Raw genomic sequence first — 16,696 nt, 5'->3', positions numbered from 1 at the left:
CCTCCTAGGTTTGTTTGTGTTGTTACTTACATTCTACAGGAAAGGTGCTCTTTTTTCTATGTTTTTTATGGATATTATTGGTTAATCAACACGCCTGGATCCATTTTAACCTATATTTTGCCCCTTAGCCAAGTCCGGTGAGAAGCTTGTTTGACGAAATGTTGACCTTTGCGCCACCAAAGCCCCCTCTTTTTCTTCGAAATCATTCTTTTTTCTCTTTTCTTTTGACGGAAAGACATCTATGATGAAAGAAAAAGAGAAAGGAAGGAGCGGACGGAAGTGAGAAAATGGGTGCAGGCCGTGGCAATCGGAATGCTGTTGGCTGCGGCCGGATGGCTTTGGATGCCGAGTTCATCCATGGTCAAGGCGGGGGGATGCGGAGAACGTGTCGGCACGGAAAAAGTGTGGTGGGACGGTGCTGAACTGAAGCCCGGGCAAATCGGCCGGGTGACGGTGGTGGCGCCGACAGAGCTATGGTTGTCGAACAAAGCAGTGAAGACGCTGCCAAGCGGTGCGGTGTATCGCGTGTACGCGCTAGGCGGCGGCTATTTTGGTGTCGGCCGAGGATATCGGATCAAGAACGATGCCCGCGTCCGCTATGAAACGCCGTCAAGAGAGAAGTTGGCCGCTGCTTTATGCGTGCAGCAGGCGAAAACAAGCATGGCGGATGTCACGATGAACGGGGTGGCGATCGGCGACTCGCGCGCCAAGGTCGAAGCGATGTACGGCACGGCGAAGCGGAAGACGAAAAACGCCTACGGCCTATATTGGGAGGCGTATGATCAAGGCGGTTACAAAAACTTTTTGATGGTGAGCTATGACCGTGATCGGGTGGCGGCGATGTACACGAATCACCCGATTGTTCAAACGAAAAAAGGAACGGGCATCGGAACGGCGAAAACGGTGGTGGAAGCGCGCTACGGCCGGCCGCTCGCCTTCATCCAAAAAAAGGATGCCGTCTACGACATTCAAAATGACGAATACGGGACCTATCTTGTCAACGGCCGCTACGTCACCTTCTTTTATGACCGGTACAACAACAACCGGGTGGATGGCGTGCTTGTCGTCAATCGGGCGCTCGAGGATGAAAAGCCCGGGTTTTACGGAACGACGACGGAGGAGCTGCGCACAGCGTATGAATATCAAATTTTTGATTTAGCAAACGCGGCGCGCCGCTTGCACGGGCTTCCGGCGCTCGCGTGGGATGCGAAGGCGGCGGCGGCCGCCCGTGAACATAGCGAAGATATGGCGGTCCATCACTACTTCTCTCATACGAACTTGCAAGGATTGTCGCCGTTTGACCGTCTGAAGCGCCATGGCATCGCTTATCGCGTGGCGGGCGAGAACATCGCCTACGGACAATACGATGCGATTTTTGTCCATGAAGCGTGGATGCACTCGCTCGGGCATCGGCAAAATCTTTTATACCCGGACTTTACCCGCCTCGGCGTTGGGGTGGCGTTCAATTCATTCCATCAACCCTACTACTCTCAAGAGTTTTATGCTCCGTGACCGCGGATGATCCTTTCGCTTCTCAAGAGCGTCCCAACCTTGCTGGGACGTTCTTTTTTTTTGACTAAATAAATGGAAAAGGGTTCCCCTTTTTGTAGAAGTTTGTCGTATAATAGAATCAGTGTCAACAAAATGATAGAAAGAGAGGAAAATAGGACCAGTGGGAAAAGCGAGGAACATCATCCGCATTGGGGTCGGGGCGGTGTTGGCCGCATGGACGGCGCTGCAGGCGGCAGAAGCGGATGCCGGAGCGAATGTCGTCTACTGGGAAGGCATGCGCCTCGTGCAGGGGCAGATTGGAAAATTGGAGATCGTGAAACCGATTAACCTATGGAAACGGGAAAACGGGGCGCTGACGTTTGTCCGCGTGTTGCAGCCTGGAGAACAGTACCGGGTGTATTCGTATGACGAGGCGTTTGGCGGCCAATACGGGGTTGGCGGTGGATATTACGTCACCAATATCAAAGGGCATGTTGTGTATAAAACGCCGTCGAGGGAGAAGCTGAAGCTTGTCAATCCGGGGAAGTATGGGGCAAGGCAGCTGGCGGTCGGCACGGTGGTAAAGGAGGTGTCGACGCGCATCGCCTCCGGGGTGGAAAAAGAGGAAATGGAAATCGTCGGCGCGCGCGGCAAGCAGCATGTGTACAAGCTTGACATCGATACGTCGAATGAGAGGCTGGCCATTGAGACGGCGCTGTCCAATGATCAAGTGCTTGGCATTGAACCGGTGCTTGAGCAGGCAAAACGGTACGATGGCCGCGACGGAACCGTGCTGGCGGCGGTGAACGGCGATTATTTCAAAGAGGATGGTTCGCCGACCGATTTGATGGTGCACCGGGGAGAGATCGTGATGACGAATACAACGCCAACGGCGGAACGGACGATTTTTGGCATCAGCACTGATGGAAAGCCGATGATTGGAAACCCAGATGTTCAAATTGGCGTTCGAATTGGAGAAGGAGGCTCATATCCCGTCGATGGCATCAACAAGCCGCGGCGCGCTCATCAGTTGATTTTGTACACCCCGTATTTCGCTGCCTCCACGAAAACGAACGCTCTTGGGACGGAAGTCGTGCTGACGAATGTACAAGGGGTGTTGAACGGGAATGGAACGGTCACTGCAACGGTGAAGAAAGTGGTAGTCGGTCAAGGCAATGAACCGCTTCAACCTGGAGAGCTCGTGCTATCGGGCCATGGCCGGGCGAGCGACTATTTGCGGCAGGCGAAAGAAGGGGATGAGGTGGAAATTTCCCTTCAGTATGACCAGCCCGAATGGAATGGGGTGAAAGAAGCGCTTGGCGGCCGATACCGGTTGGTGGCGGATGAAAAAGTGCAGTCGTTTTCGATTAAAGGGGTCCATCCGCGTACAGCCGTCGGCATTGACAAGAACGGAAATGTCATGCTCGTCGTTGTCGATGGCCGCCAGCCTGCCTATAGCCAAGGCATGACGTTGAATGAGCTGGCCAAACTGATGCATGAGCTTGGCGCCGTCGATGCGATGACGCTCGATGGCGGCGGTTCTTCGACATTTGTCGTCCGCCAGCCAAACGGGCAGCTCAAAGTCGAAAACAAACCGTCTGATGGATTCGCACGGCCAGTGGCGAATGCGCTTCTTGTTGTGTACAAAGAGACGCAAGAGAACGGGGAAAGCGAAGAAGTGCTTGATGACTTTGAAACGGAGTCGAAGTGGAATGCATCGGGCGTCAACTATGTGGGGGCGGCGGTCGAACGGACGACAGAAAAGGTGAGAGAAGGAAAGCAGGCGCTGAAAATTTCATACGATTTCCGCGGGATGCCAGGGACATCCGGCGTCTATGCTAGTCGGGAGGAAGCGATTTGGATTTCGAAACGGCCGCAAGCGATTGGCATGTGGGTGTATGGAGACGGAAGCGGCCATTGGCTGCGCGCCCAGCTGCGGGATGGAAGCGGGCGCCGCATCTGGATCGATTTTGCCCGCCATGTCGATTGGATCGGTTGGAAATATGTGCAGGCCGCTGTGCCTAGCGATGTCGCGCTTCCGCTCATGCTGGAGATGCCGGTGCGTTATATGGAAACGGATATCGGGCGGAAAAACGCCGGAGCGATTTACATCGACGACCTTCGCGCCATCTTCCGCTGATGCGCTCGCCTCCCCTGCTTGCCTAGAAGGATGGTGAATGAACAAGGGATGTTGCTCATCGATAGGGGTTCCGAAATCGAGAAAGTCCTTGCATGCTGTTCTTCTAGGCATTTGCATTTCTCTGAAAAGTATTGTATATATGTGGATAGGCAAACAGCAAGGGAGGCAAAAGCTTGACGATGGACGAACAAACGTTGTTGGAGCAGTTGCGGAAAAACCCGCCGAAGCTGGTCGGAGGATATAAAAAACAAGGATGGGCGATCAAGGTGTTGGAGCGAATCGCCAATCCGGATGTGGAAGACGAAGGAGGCGGCCGGGTGACGGCCAAAGCGGTGCTGTGGGCGCAAGACGGCACGTATTACCCGGCTTTTTTGACAATTGACCTCCATCAACAAGGAAGAGTCGTCGGCGTCTATTTCATTGCCGAAAACAAGGAACAGTTCGATTTGATTCCGTTCGAATGGGCGAAAGAGTTTCTTGGAAAGCCAGAACAGGCCATCATTCCGTTTCGCTACCGGACGCTGAGCAAAATCGACGGGGATCAGCAGCAAACGAACTGGCCGCACTTTCGTTGATCAAGGCTGGCTCTGACAGTCAAAAAGGTGGCTGAAGAGTCAGCCTTATTTATGCTTGGAAGGGCTTACGTTGGATTTTTTTTTCAGGGCATATTTTCATTTTGCCTCTTTTCCAGTAAAATTGAAATACATGTTTACTATTTTTGTAGATAGCAGGTGAAAGCGTGAGGAGAAAACGGAGAAAAGCATTTTCCATCATCGGATGGCTGGCGGTGTTTTGGCTATCTTTTTCACTGTTGGCCGTTCAGACGGAAGCGGCCTCGTTCCCGAATGTGGAGCGGCTTGAACAGCATGCCGCCCAGCTTGAGCGGGCGATGAAAGCCAATCAATGGTCCAAGCCGTACCGTCTCTTCAACCAAGTCAAACGCGATTATGAGGCGGCAAAAAAAGAAGTGGCGCGCGTGCGTCCACAAACGGCAAGGGCGCAGTTGGAAAAACGGATCGCGGCCGGAGAACAGACGATGAAAAAGGCTTCTGCCTATATCAGCGCGGTCGAAAGCGGGGAGCGATTGCGCGCCTTGACGGCCAACGTCGACCGGGCGCTGCGGACGGGGGATGTGGATGTTGTGTACGATTCCTACGGTCCGCTGGAATATCAAATTCGCAAAACAGCGATTCTCATCGGCCGCGTTCCGGGAGCGTCGCTGCGCGAAAAGATGGAAGGATGGTTTCAACGCCCGGCTTTGGCTGTCAAGCTGCGTGCCTATGATCCCATCAATATTATGAAAGCCATGGACAAGTTGCTTGATGCGTATGATGAAGGGGATATCGCGCGGGCGGAGCGGTTGCTGTCGCTTTGCGACCGGTGGCTGCCAAACGTGGTGGATGCGGCGACGCGCAAGCAGCTGGCGGTGTATATCGATGATTTTAAAGCGCCGGTTGTCTTAGATGTCGATATCGAATAAACTGGCGCATGTCGGGAGAGGAGAGACGGATATGAAGGTGATTCAGCGATGGGCGGCGGCTCTTCTATTGCTTGCGGCCTCATTTTCGGTTTGGAGTCCGCCGGCGGAGGCGGCGACGGCGTCAACGAAGGTGCTCGAAGAAGTGAGGGAGTTGGTTCGTCAGTATTATGTTGAACCCGTAAGCGATCGAGTGCTGAAAGCCAGCACCCCGCAAGATATTGTCAAACAGCTTGACCCGTATTCTGCCTATATGACAAAGGAAGAATACGAAGAATTTTTGAAGTGGATTGATATGGAGTCTGTCGGCATCGGCGTGATGGTTGAGGAAGATGAGGACGGCGTCCACATCCTGTCTGTCTTGGACAATGGACCAGCCGCCCGCGCCGGGCTGCAGCCGGGCGATGTGATTCGGGCGGTTGACGGGCAGCCGGTAACAAATGAGACTATGGAAAAAGTATTGAGCTTGATCGCAGGGGAAGAAGGAACGACGGTGGCCGTAACCGTTTGGCGGCCGTCGACCGAGGAAACCGTCAGTGTCACCATCAAGCGGGAAAAAATCGACTGGCCGAACGTGGAGTTCAAACGGCTGGCAGGGAATATCGGCTATATTCAGCTATATAGTTTTGATGAGACAGCGCCTGGCGAGATCGAACGCGCCATTCGCTCGTTAAGCGGGGTGAAAGGGTGGATTTTTGACCTCCGCGACAATCCGGGGGGATATGTGGAAGCGGCGCAGCAAATCGCCGGCTTTTTCCCGAATGTGAAACAGGCGTTTCAGTTGCGCGACCGTTCGAATCACCCAGAAGTGTATGCCGCTGTCAAACAGCCGGTGCAAATGGCGGGTCCGATCCGGCTGCTTGTCAACGCGTCGAGCGCGAGCGCGTCGGAAATGTTGGCGGCGGCGGTGAAGGAGCAAAAGGCGGCCGTTTTGTATGGGCAACGGACGTTTGGCAAAGGATCGATGCAGGAAATGTTTGAGCTGTCGGACGGCAGCATGTTGAAGTTGACCGTCGCCCACTTTTTCTCGTCAAAAGGGACGCCGATTCATCACGTTGGGGTGAAGCCGGATGTGCCGACGGTTGTTGGGAAAGAGCTGTATGCCGCTCACCGCGATTTGCTGATTGGCCAGCTGAAAGGGTATCAGTCGCTCGGCAAGCTGCGCAATGCGCCGGTCGATAAGACGTTTGTCGTCCGCTTCTCTCGTCCGCTCGCCAATACCGCGGTAAGCGGAGTAAAATTGTATCAATTAGGCGGACAGGAAGTAGCGGTGACGGCGCAAATCCGCCGGGGGACGGAGCTTTTGATCAAACCGGCAGCGAAGCTGGCCAAAGGGCAGAGCTATTTATTGGTCATTCCGCCGGTGTTGAAAAGCAAAGACGGCGTGGCGATGAAAAAAGGTGCTTACATGGAGATTCAAACCGCTGCTTCTACGAAATAAGGCCCTCCCGTCGAGATGGGTTGGATAGCTGTCGTTCTTGATGATGCAATGTTCGGCTGTTGCGTCTAAGGTTCAACGGACAACGGGAGCGCGGTCGTTTTGAACGGAACGATGCAAAGAAAGCTGGCCTCCATCGGTCGTTTGGCGACCATGGGGGCCAGCTTTTTGCCGGTTACTCCTCGCTTGATTGCGTTTCTTGCTTTTCGCTCTGTGCCGGGGCGGATGGGATCGTCACCTTCCAGGACGTCCAATCCGGTTCTGCTTTGCGCAGCAATTCCGGTGGGAAGAGGAACGTCCATGGTTTGCTGGTGTGGGCTTTCACTTCCAGATGGCACGGAAATAATCCGCGGGCGACGATATCGCCAGCATAATCCCGCACTTCAAGAGGGATTTGTTCAAAATGGATATGTTTGTCGCTGCCGTTGCGAATGAGCAACGTGACGCCTAGTTCACCGGAAGGCAGCTGTTTCGCTTCAATGCCCATGAAGTTCACCTCTCCGGGAGCGGGAGGCGGAACCGAGTCAACGAGGGCTTGCAGATGTTGGCGCTGCTTGGCCGACAGCGTCTGCTCCCAGCTTTCCTCTAGGTCGAGCCGATGCCGCGGTGTCAGTTCAAAGGCGATCTTCCATCCATCTTGAGGCAACTGATCGACGAGCTTGTCCTCGGCGGCGAACAAAAACCGCCACGGGCGGGCCGTCATTGGCGGCAGTTCGCCGAAAGCGCTCATATCAAACTCTTTGCGGGCAATCGCCGTGCCATCCTCGTCAAGCAGCAACAGGCGGATTCGTTCAAAGCGAACCGGCTTCGGCAGCGTGTTGCGCAAAATGGCGACAGCGACAAACCCATCGTTGTATTCGACCAGCTTGACGCCGGAAATGGAAATTTGGTTTGGCTGAAGCGGCGGCAGCTGTTCGTGGTAAAAGCGATAAACGTACGTTTCCTCTGGAGACAGCTGCCAGTCCGGATGAAACGACAGCGTCGTTTTCGTTCCGACCTCCGGCTGTTTGACATGTTGCGCCGGCAGCTCGGCTTCCGGTTGCGTGCGTTGTTTTCGTCGGAAAATCATAGGGAACCTCCTTTACGAGGCGGCGTGCTGCGCCGCGGTTATGGTTCGTTCGCGGCGACGGCCGCTTCGTCATCGATGACAAACTGGCTTTTCAAATAGTTCATGGCTGTGGTGCAAATGCCGGCGTCGATCGCTTGCTGCAGCGCGACGAATTCGCGGTAGGCGTCCATTTCAAAGGCGCGGTACGGATCCTCTTGGCCGTAGCTGCGCAAATGAATCCCCTCTTTTAATACATTCAGTTGATTTAAGTGGCGAATCCAGTGGGCGTCGATGGTTTCAACCATCAAATGCTTAAGCCGCATCGTTTGTTCTTCGTCGCACGGAAGATCGGCGAGCGCCGCTTCAAGCGATTGGTATTCGTCCCAAACAAGTTGGGCGATTTCTTCTTTTTGCTTATGGCGAAGATCCTCAATCGGATAGGCAAACCGGAAAAAGGCACGGCGCAGCTCGTTGTGCAGTCCTTCGATGTTCCACTCTTCAAAAAAGACGTTTTCCGGACAATAACGGTCGATCGTTTGCGTGATATAACGCTGAATGTGCCGAAGGAGCTCGGACAGCACCTTTGCTTGCTTCAGCGCCAAGACGCGATCGCGCATATGGTAGATGACTTTGCTTTGTTGGTCGATCACGGTGTCCAATTTCAATAAATGCAATCGCGCCGAATAATGGGCGTTTTCGATCGTTGTTTGCACTTTTTGGACGAACTTGATCGGGTCGGGCGACACGATGCGCCCGGTTTCATCCGTCTTGACTTTGCTTCGCCATTTTTCCAGCTCCTCTTGATCGTACAGCTGAAATAAATCATCCTCCAGCGAAATGATAAACTGGGAAGACCCCGGATCCCCTTGGCGTCCTGCCCGGCCGCGCAGCTGCATATCAATGCGATGGCTTTCATGGCGCTCTGTGCCGATGATGTGCAGCCCGCCAAGTTCCTTGACGCCTTCTCCAAGCAAAATGTCGGTCCCGCGCCCGGCCATATTGGTCGCGATCATCACTTGCCCTTTTTGCCCGGCGGTCGCGATGATGCGCGCTTCTTCTTCCTCCGTTTTGGCATTGAGCAGGTGGTGAGGGATGCCTGCTTTCGAAAACGCCGCTGACAACCGTTCCGACTGTGCGACCGATGTCGTGCCGATGAGAACAGGGCGGCCGATGGCATTCATTTTTTTCACTTCGTCGATAATTTTCCGTACTTTCGCCTCGTACGTCTGGTAGACGAGGTCGTCCCAGTCGGTGCGGCGGGATGGCCGGTTTGTCGGAATCGTAATCACGCGCAGCCGGTACGTTTGCCAAAATTCTTCTTTCGACGGCGTAGCGCTGCCGGTCATCCCGGCCAGCTTCTCATACATGCGAAAATAGTTTTGGATCGTAATCGTGGCTTGGATGTCGTTTTCTTCGGTGATTTCCACACCTTCTTTCGCTTCAATGGCTTGATGCAGGCCGTCGCTGAACGAGCGTCCTTCCATCACCCGGCCGGTGAACGGGTCAACGATCATCACTTTGCCGTTTTTGACGATGTAATCGACATCCCGCCGCATGATAAACCAAGCGCGCAGCGACTGCATCGCATGATGGAGCAGCACGTGATGCTCCCAGTCGTATAGATTGTCGATGCCAAACGCCCGCTCGATTTTTTGCGCCCCTTCTTCGGTGAGGAAAATTTGTTTCGTCTCCAAAGACCGTTCATACTCTTTTCCTTCTTCGAAGGTGCGGACGATGCGCGCCATAATCGGGAACAATTCGGCTCCGATTCCCGATTTATTGGCGATAATGAGCGGGGTGCGCGCTTCGTCGATTAAAATGCTGTCGATTTCATCGATGATGGCGTAATACAGCGGGCGCTGCACTTTATCTTCGAGGCGGTACACCATGTTGTCGCGCAAATAATCAAAACCGAACTCGGTGCCGGTGCCGTACGTGATATCGGCCGCGTATGCTTCTTTTTTCTCGCTGGCCGTCATTTGCGACACATTCAGGCCGACGGTTAAGCCGAGAAAGCGGAACACACGGCCCATTTGTTCGCAGTCCCGGCGCGCCAAATATTCGTTGGCCGTAATAATGTGGACGCCTTTTCCAAGGAGGGCGTGCAAGTAGCTTGGCAAAGTGGCCGCCAACGTCTTTCCTTCCCCAGTCTGCATTTCGGCGATGTTTCCTTCATGCATCGCCAATCCGCCCATCAGTTGCACGTCGTAATGGCGCAGACCGAGCACGCGCCGCGCCGCCTCCCGGACGACGGCAAACGCCTCGGTTTTGATGTCATCGAGCGTCTCGCCACGTTCGAGCCGTTCTTTGAAGACAACCGTTTTTTGGCGCAGTTGTTCATCGCTCAGCGAAGAAATGGTGGGTTCCCATTCATTGATTTGCGCCGCCAGCTTGGCAAGACGCTGCACGTCTCGCGCGCTTTCGTCAAATAGTTGCTTTACTTTTGCAAACATATGTCCATTCCTCTCCTAGACAGGCATGATTCACACCAAGTGCTCTAAAACCTAATTATAGCACAAGATGTTTCCTGTGGAGGGAGGATGTAAAATGTGGAATCGTCCGCCGGATTGGCGCTCGAGCTTCTCGCGGCAAGGGAAAAAGAAATTTTCCATCCTTGGGGACAAAAAAGGGGTGTAAAAAAAGATTGATTTACTCATCGTATATGGTAACATAAAGATGATGTGTGTTTCCGCGATTTTATAAGGCCAAGGTGATTGCATATGAATATGGAAGCATTTGCCGCATGTTTGGCTTCGTTTATCACAGTATTGGTCATCACCCCGTTCGTGATCAAGCTCGCTGTCAAAATTGGCGCGGTCGATCGGCCGAACGGGAGAAAAGTGCATACAAAAGTCATGCCAAGGCTTGGCGGATTGGCCATTTTTATCGGTGTCGCCGTCGGCTACTTTGTCGGCGGAGTATATGAGCAACAGGTAACCGGGATGACGGTCGGTGCCATCATCATCGTGCTCGTCGGAATGCTTGATGATTTATACGAGTTGTCACCGAAAATGAAGTTAGCGGGCCAATTGCTGGCGGCGTTCGTCGTTGTCGCTTCCGGACTGAAAGTCGATCTTTTGACCGTCCCGTTTGTCGGCACGTTTGAGTTGGGGCTGTGGAGCTATCCGATTACGATATTTTGGATTGTGGCGATTACGAACGCCATCAACTTGATCGATGGGTTGGATGGATTGTCCGCGGGCATTTCCGCCATTGGGATTGCGGCCATTGCCGTCATGGCGGGCATGGCAGGCAAAATGCTCATTTTCACGCTCTGCTTGATCATCTTAGGCAGCGTCATCGCTTTCTTGTTTTACAATTTCCACCCGGCGAAAATTTTCATGGGGGATACCGGCGCGTTGTTTTTAGGATATGCGATTTCCGTCTTGTCGGTGCTAGGGCTTTATAAAAGCGTGACGCTCTTCAGTTTCGTCGTTCCAGTGCTCATTTTGGGTGTACCGATTTTCGATACGACATTTGCCATTATTCGCCGTATTGTGAATAAAAGGCCGATCTCGGCGCCAGATAAGTCACATCTTCACCATCGGCTGCTGGCCCTTGGCTTTTCACATCGCAACACGGTGTTGCTCATTTATGCGTTTGGCTTGATGTTTGCCATCAGCGCGATTTTGTTCTCCGCCTCGACGTTATGGCAGTCCATTCTCATCGTCTTTGCCTTGATCGTCTTCGGGGAACTGCTGGCTGAACTGATCGGCTTGGTCAATGATCAGTACAAACCGTTTATGACTTTTATTCGTAAGCTGCTTCGGGGAAGCCGAAAAGTATACGGAAATGACCGATAAATAGCAAATGGGCCGTTTGTGTCATGAAAGGGACAAACGGCTTTTTTCAGGAATGGCCCGTCTTTGGAAAATTATACCCTTCTTTTTCGTTGTTTATGCAGCTTCTGCCGTTCCTTCGCTGATTTTTTTTGCGGCAAGGCCAAGATTGCCACAAAACTGTCATTATATATTGACGCAAATGTGATAAACTAAACATGTTTACTCTATATATTTTTTGGATTTGGAGGAACTTGCGATGAACGTGCCAATGTTGGATTTAAGCGAACAGTATGAACAATTGAAGCCGGAGATCATGCGCGTATTGGATGAAGTGATGCGCTCCTCTCGCTTTATTTTAGGAGATTATGTCAAAAAGCTAGAAGCAGATATTGCTGCCTACAGCCGGGCGAAACACGGAATCGGCTGCGGCAACGGAAGCGATGCGATACATATTGCTTTGCAAGCGGCCGGCGTCGGGCCGGGCGATGAAGTCATCACAACGGCGTTCACCTTTTTCGCGACGGCAGGATCGATTGCGCGGGCCGGCGCCAAACCGGTGTTTGTCGATATCGATCCGGTGACGTTCAACATCGATCCGGCGCAAATTGAAGCGGCGGTGACGGAGAAAACGAAAGCCATCATCCCGGTGCATTTGTACGGGCAAATGGCGGATATGGAGGCGATCGCCGCGATTGCCAAGCGGCATGGATTGGTTGTCATCGAGGACGCCGCCCAGGCGATCGGCGCGAAATACAACGGGAAATGCGTCGGCGAGCTTGGGACGGCGGCGACGTACAGTTTCTTCCCGACGAAAAACTTGGGCGCCTACGGGGATGGCGGCATGATCATTACGAACGATGACGAACTGGCGGAAAAATGCCGGGTCATCCGCGTTCATGGCAGCAAGCCGAAATATTACCATCATGTACTTGGCTACAACAGCCGCCTCGATGAGATGCAAGCGGCGATTTTAAGCGTCAAATTCCCGCATCTGGATCGGTGGACGGAACAGCGGCGCAAGCAAGCGGCGACGTATACGCGCCTGCTCGAGGAGGCGGTCGGCGACCTTGTTGTGACGCCGAAAGAAGTCGATGGGCGCTATCATGTGTTCCATCAATACACGATTCGAGCGCCGAAGCGAGACGAGCTGCAAGCGTTTTTGAAAGAACAAGGGATCGCGACGATGGTGTACTATCCGCTGCCGCTGCATTTACAACCGGTGTTTGCTTCGCTCGGGTATAAGGAAGGGCAGTTGCCGGAGGCGGAAAAAGCGGCGAAAGAAGCGCTGTCGCTGCCGATGTTCCCAGAGCTGAAAGAGGAGCAGCAACAGTACGTCGTGGAGAAAATTGCGGAATTTTACCGTCATTCCGCTTGATCGTCCAACCGGCCAAAGGAGACGTCACTTGCGCACAGCAATGGCGTTTTCTTTGGCGTTGGATCATTTGTTTTGTTCACAACACTTTGTTATTTTATGATAAGGGATGGTGGCCGGATTGACGGCGGAAAAACGACCGTTTGTGCTATACGAATATTTGCGCTTTTTTTGGCAGCGAAAATGGTGGTTTCTTCTCGTTCCGCTTGCAACGATCGTTTTGACCGTCATCGCAGGGCGGTTTTTGCTGCAGGGGGAGAAGTATACGGGGAAAGCTGTCGTGTTTACCGGATCGATTGACGTAAAAGAGTTGACGGATCCGAAAAATATAGAAGCGAAGTTTCCTGAGGTGAAAAACTTGGATGTCGTCGTTCCTGAGGAACAGTACGTGCAAATCACTGTCAAAGGCGACGATGAACAAGACGTGAGTCGAGAATTGAAGCTTGTTGTGTCGGAATACAGTCAGGAGCTCAATCGCCATTCGCAAGAGCGGATTGATGTCACCACGAAATACTTGCATGCGCTGGAAGAACGGGAGCGCGCATTGCAGCAAAAAGTCGATTATTATAGCGAACAAATACAGTCGGGCCGCTTGAATCCAGAACAGCTCAATGACATCAGCGACTTGTTGGTCGAGTCGGAAAACAACTTGACCGAAGTGATGGAGCGCGTCAATCGCATCCGCGGCAATCTTGTCTTTTACGAAAAACCGGCCGTGTTGTCGGAAACGGTGGCGAAATCGAAAACGTATACGGGGCAGCTGATGGCCGTCGGCCTTGTCCTCGGCCTGTTTTTGACGGTCGTTTGGCTCGTGCTTTGGAAGTATATATTGGACGCGAGGAGGTACTATTCTTCATGATCCGTTTTGCCATTGTCGGCATGGGGCATATCGCCAAAAAACATATCGATGCCATTGAAAAGGCGGACGGCGCCGAGCTGGCGGCAGTGTGCGACACGAATCCGGAACGTTTGCGCGACGTGTCGGACGTTCCTGTTTACACTGATATGGAGACGATGTTGAAGGAGAACGAACAGATCGATGTCGTCAACATTTGTGTTCCGTCTGGATTGCACGCGCGGCTGGCCAAGCTGGCGGCCCGCTATCGCCGTCATATCATTGTGGAAAAGCCGATGGCGCTCCGTGTGAGCGACGCCGAAGAGATGATCCGCGCGGCGAAAGAATACGACGTGAAGCTCGCGGTCGTTCATCCGAACCGCTTTCGTCCGGCTATTCGGAAGCTGAAAGAGGCGATGGAGCGCGGGATGTTCGGAAAACTGAGCCATGCGAACGCCACGGTGCGCTGGAATCGAAATCAAGCCTATTATGACCAGGCGGCGTGGCGGGGGACGAAAGAGTTTGACGGCGGCGTCCTGATGAATCAAGCCATTCACAATTTGGATTTGCTGCTTTGGCTGATGGGGCCGGTCAAGGCGGTGCAAGCGATGGCGGCGACCCGTCTGCGCAAGATTGAGACGGAAGATGTCGCGGCGGCGGTCGTCGAGTTTGAAAGCGGGGCACTTGGCGTCATTGAGGCAGCGACGACGATTTATCCGCAAAACTTGGAGGAATCGATCGCCATTTTCGGCGAAACGGCATCAGTGAAAATCGGCGGCCGGACGGCCAACTTTATCGAAACGTGGGAAGCGGAAGGCGTCAGCGAGGAAGAACGGGCAAAGCTCATCGATGAGATCAACGCCGACCCGTTTGGCAAGCCGGGGCACCAATGGATCATTGAAGATATGGTGCAAGCGATTCGCGAAAACCGCGAGCCGATCGTCACTGGTTGGGACGGATTGGCTCCTGTTCGGCTGATCGAAGCGATTTTGCGTTCGGCGGAAACGGGGACAAGAGTGCAACTATCTGAGTAGAAAGGAATGAGAGGAATGAACTACGCGGAACGGCTGTTGCAAAAGTTTGAGAAACGCGACGCGGTCATCGGCGTGGTCGGGCTTGGCTACGTCGGGTTGCCGCTGGCAGTCGAAAAAGCAAAAGCAGGGTTTCATGTCATTGGCTTTGACATCCAACAAAGCCGCGTCGATCAAGTGAACAATGGGATCAACTACATCGGCGATGTTGTCGATGAAGATTTGCATGAGATGGTCAAGCAAGGGCGGCTCATGGCGACGACCGATTACGCCCGGATCGCGGAAGTCGATGCCGTGGCGATCGCAGTGCCGACTCCGCTCGATGAGCATCACCAGCCGGATACATCCTACGTCGAAAATTCGGCAAACGAAGTCGCCAAATACGCCCATGAAGGAATGCTTGTCGTGTTGGAGTCGACCACCTATCCGGGCACGACGGAAGAAATCGTGAAACCGGCGCTGGAGAAAAAGGGGCTCGTCGTCGGGGAGACGGTGTTCGTCGCCTATTCGCCGGAGCGGGTTGACCCAGGCAACAAGCAGTTTAAGACGAAAAATACGCCGAAAGTCGTCGGCGGCGTGACGAAAACGTGCACGAAAGTGGCGGCGGCGATGTATCGTGCGGTGCTTGAAGGCGATGTACACGAGGTGTCGAGCCCGGCGGTGGCGGAAATGGAGAAAATTTTTGAAAACACGTTTCGCCATATCAACATTGCACTGGCGAACGAGATGGCCATTTTGTGCGAGCGGATGGGCATTGACGTTTGGGAAGTGATCGAGGCGGCGAAAACGAAGCCGTACGGATTTATGGCGTTTTACCCGGGCCCGGGGCTTGGCGGCCATTGCATTCCAATCGACCCGTTTTATTTGACATGGAAAGCGCGTGAATACAACTACCATACGCGCCTGATCGAGCTGGCCGGCGAAATCAACAACGCAATGCCGGAATATGTCGTCAACCGCGCGATGCTCATTTTGAACGAAGAAGGGAAGGCGCTGCGCGGTTCGAAAGTGACGGTGCTCGGCGTCGCCTACAAAAAAGACATTGATGATGTGCGCGAATCGCCAGTGTTGAAAATCGTCGAGCTGCTCGAGCAATACGGAGCGGAATTTGCGGTCGTCGACCCGTATGTTCCGTCGTTCCGGGCGTGCAACCGGGTGATTGAGACGGTCGAGCTGACGCCGGAACTGCTTGCACAGTCAGATCTTGTCTTGATTACGACGGATCATTCCAACATCGACTATGAAATGGTCGCTCGTCACAGCCGGGTCGTGTTTGACACACGCAATGCTATGAAAGATGTGTCGAAACCGGCAAAATACGTCAAATTGTAAGCGAAGGAGACGAAACCATGAACGTTGTCGATCCCTCTGTTGTTTGCGGTGAACGTGTCGAAATGGGCCATTTCACTGTCATCGAGGCGAATGTAAAAATCGGAAACGACGTTAAAATCGGACATCGCGTCACGATTCACGAAGGAACCGTCATCGGCGACGGCGTGACGATCGCCGACGGAGCGGTGCTCGGCAAACCGCCGAAGCCGGCGAAAACGAGCACCGTCAAGCTGTCGGGCGAGCTGCCGCCGCTTGTCATCGGCGACCATTGCACGATCGGCGCCAACGCCGTCATCTATCGAGGCGCGACGATCGGCGCCTACACATTGATCGCTGATTTGGCGAGCGTGCGCGAAAACGTGCACATCGGCCAATATGTGATCGTCGGGCGCGGGGTGTGCGTCGAAAACCACGTCCAAATCGGCGATCGGACGAAAATCCAGTCGAACTCCTACATCACGGCCTACACGACGCTCGAAGACCATGTGTTCATCGCGCCGTGCGTCACGACGACCAATGACAACTACATGGGGCGGACGGAAGAACGGTTCGCCAAAATCAAAGGGGCGACCGTCAAGCGCGGGGCGCGCGTCGGAGGCGGAGCGATTTTGCTGCCGGGCGTGACGGTGGCGGAAGAGACGTTTGTCGCCGCTGGGGCGCTCGTCACAAAAGATACGGAACCGAGGACGGTCGTGAAAGGATTCCCGGCGCGCTTCAGCAAAATGGTCGACGAGCGGGAGTTGTTATAAA

The 16,696-nt window shown here is 53.7% G+C and carries 13 protein-coding genes; 11 read left to right on the top strand and 2 right to left on the bottom strand.

Going from position 1 to position 16,696, the window contains the following annotated elements:
• Positions 1-279 precede the first annotated feature (279 nt).
• The 5 genes from ACR1UW_RS00235 to ACR1UW_RS00215 all read left to right on the top strand — a co-directional run bounded on the left by ACR1UW_RS00235 (position 280) and on the right by ACR1UW_RS00215 (position 6,549).
• Entirely contained in the window at positions 280-1,512 is a 1,233-nt protein-coding gene (locus tag ACR1UW_RS00235) for a CAP domain-containing protein (RefSeq protein ID WP_498934203.1), read from the top strand.
• A gap of 160 nt (positions 1,513-1,672) precedes the next feature.
• Positions 1,673-3,631 carry a phosphodiester glycosidase family protein gene (locus tag ACR1UW_RS00230; protein WP_498934201.1) on the top strand — a complete coding sequence of 653 codons (1,959 nt, stop codon included), beginning with the start codon at positions 1,673-1,675 and terminating at the stop codon, positions 3,629-3,631.
• 173 nt (positions 3,632-3,804) lie between these two features.
• Positions 3,805-4,206, top strand: a complete 402-nt coding sequence (locus ACR1UW_RS00225; RefSeq protein ID WP_498934199.1) for a hypothetical protein — start codon at positions 3,805-3,807, stop codon at positions 4,204-4,206.
• A gap of 164 nt (positions 4,207-4,370) precedes the next feature.
• Positions 4,371-5,111, top strand: a complete 741-nt coding sequence (locus ACR1UW_RS00220) for a hypothetical protein (RefSeq protein WP_498934196.1) — start codon at positions 4,371-4,373, stop codon at positions 5,109-5,111.
• Between the two features lie 31 nt (positions 5,112-5,142).
• Positions 5,143-6,549 (top strand): S41 family peptidase, encoded by a 1,407-nt coding sequence (locus ACR1UW_RS00215; protein WP_498934194.1) that lies wholly within the window; start codon positions 5,143-5,145, stop codon positions 6,547-6,549.
• Positions 6,550-6,721: 172 nt separating this feature from the next.
• Here the strand turns inward: ACR1UW_RS00215 and ACR1UW_RS00210 are convergent, their stop codons facing one another.
• Positions 6,722-7,615: an accessory Sec system S-layer assembly protein gene (locus ACR1UW_RS00210; RefSeq protein ID WP_498934192.1), complete on the bottom strand. Its 894-nt coding sequence runs from the start codon at positions 7,613-7,615 to the stop codon at positions 6,722-6,724.
• Between the two features lie 38 nt (positions 7,616-7,653).
• A complete protein-coding gene (gene secA2, locus ACR1UW_RS00205; protein WP_498934190.1) occupies positions 7,654-10,047 on the bottom strand; it encodes an accessory Sec system translocase SecA2 in 2,394 nt (797 codons plus the stop codon).
• Positions 10,048-10,314: 267 nt separating this feature from the next.
• Between secA2 and ACR1UW_RS00200 the strand changes: the two genes are divergently transcribed.
• From ACR1UW_RS00200 to ACR1UW_RS00175, 6 genes are all read left to right on the top strand, one after another.
• Positions 10,315-11,397 carry a glycosyltransferase family 4 protein gene (locus tag ACR1UW_RS00200; protein ID WP_237420882.1) on the top strand — a complete coding sequence of 361 codons (1,083 nt, stop codon included), beginning with the start codon at positions 10,315-10,317 and terminating at the stop codon, positions 11,395-11,397.
• Positions 11,398-11,632: 235 nt separating this feature from the next.
• A complete protein-coding gene (locus tag ACR1UW_RS00195) occupies positions 11,633-12,751 on the top strand; it encodes a DegT/DnrJ/EryC1/StrS family aminotransferase (protein WP_498934188.1) in 1,119 nt (372 codons plus the stop codon).
• Positions 12,752-12,869: 118 nt separating this feature from the next.
• The gene (locus ACR1UW_RS00190; RefSeq protein ID WP_498935344.1) at positions 12,870-13,607 is read left to right on the top strand and encodes a lipopolysaccharide biosynthesis protein; all 738 of its coding nucleotides are present in this window, start codon (positions 12,870-12,872) and stop codon (positions 13,605-13,607) included.
• Positions 13,604-14,617: a Gfo/Idh/MocA family protein gene (locus ACR1UW_RS00185; protein WP_011232636.1), complete on the top strand. Its 1,014-nt coding sequence runs from the start codon at positions 13,604-13,606 to the stop codon at positions 14,615-14,617. Before ACR1UW_RS00190 ends, ACR1UW_RS00185 begins: the two co-directional genes overlap by 4 nt.
• 15 nt (positions 14,618-14,632) lie before the next feature.
• Positions 14,633-15,946, top strand: a complete 1,314-nt coding sequence (locus tag ACR1UW_RS00180; protein WP_011232635.1) for a nucleotide sugar dehydrogenase — start codon at positions 14,633-14,635, stop codon at positions 15,944-15,946.
• Between the two features lie 17 nt (positions 15,947-15,963).
• Complete coding sequence (locus ACR1UW_RS00175; RefSeq protein WP_011232634.1) at positions 15,964-16,695, top strand: N-acetyltransferase; 732 nt, start codon at positions 15,964-15,966, stop codon at positions 16,693-16,695.
• Position 16,696 lies beyond the last annotated feature (1 nt).

Origin of the sequence: Geobacillus lituanicus, assembly GCF_050994965.1 — a bacterium.
In the GTDB taxonomy this organism is placed as follows: Bacteria; Bacillota; Bacilli; order Bacillales; family Anoxybacillaceae; genus Geobacillus; species Geobacillus stearothermophilus.
This window is presented reverse-complemented; position numbering and strand designations above follow the sequence as displayed.

What these genes read in the sequence shown, in the direction of transcription:
- ACR1UW_RS00175 (WP_011232634.1), top strand. Translation starts at nt 15,964, where the DNA reads ATGAACGTTGTCGATCCCTCTGTTGTTTGCGGTGAACGTGTCGAAATG.
- secA2 (WP_498934190.1), bottom strand. Translation starts at nt 10,047, where the DNA reads ATGTTTGCAAAAGTAAAGCAACTATTTGACGAAAGCGCGCGAGACGTG.
- ACR1UW_RS00200 (WP_237420882.1), top strand. Translation starts at nt 10,315, where the DNA reads ATGAATATGGAAGCATTTGCCGCATGTTTGGCTTCGTTTATCACAGTA.
- ACR1UW_RS00185 (WP_011232636.1), top strand. Translation starts at nt 13,604, where the DNA reads ATGATCCGTTTTGCCATTGTCGGCATGGGGCATATCGCCAAAAAACAT.
- ACR1UW_RS00180 (WP_011232635.1), top strand. Translation starts at nt 14,633, where the DNA reads ATGAACTACGCGGAACGGCTGTTGCAAAAGTTTGAGAAACGCGACGCG.
- ACR1UW_RS00195 (WP_498934188.1), top strand. Translation starts at nt 11,633, where the DNA reads ATGAACGTGCCAATGTTGGATTTAAGCGAACAGTATGAACAATTGAAG.
- ACR1UW_RS00210 (WP_498934192.1), bottom strand. Translation starts at nt 7,615, where the DNA reads ATGATTTTCCGACGAAAACAACGCACGCAACCGGAAGCCGAGCTGCCG.
- ACR1UW_RS00215 (WP_498934194.1), top strand. Translation starts at nt 5,143, where the DNA reads ATGAAGGTGATTCAGCGATGGGCGGCGGCTCTTCTATTGCTTGCGGCC.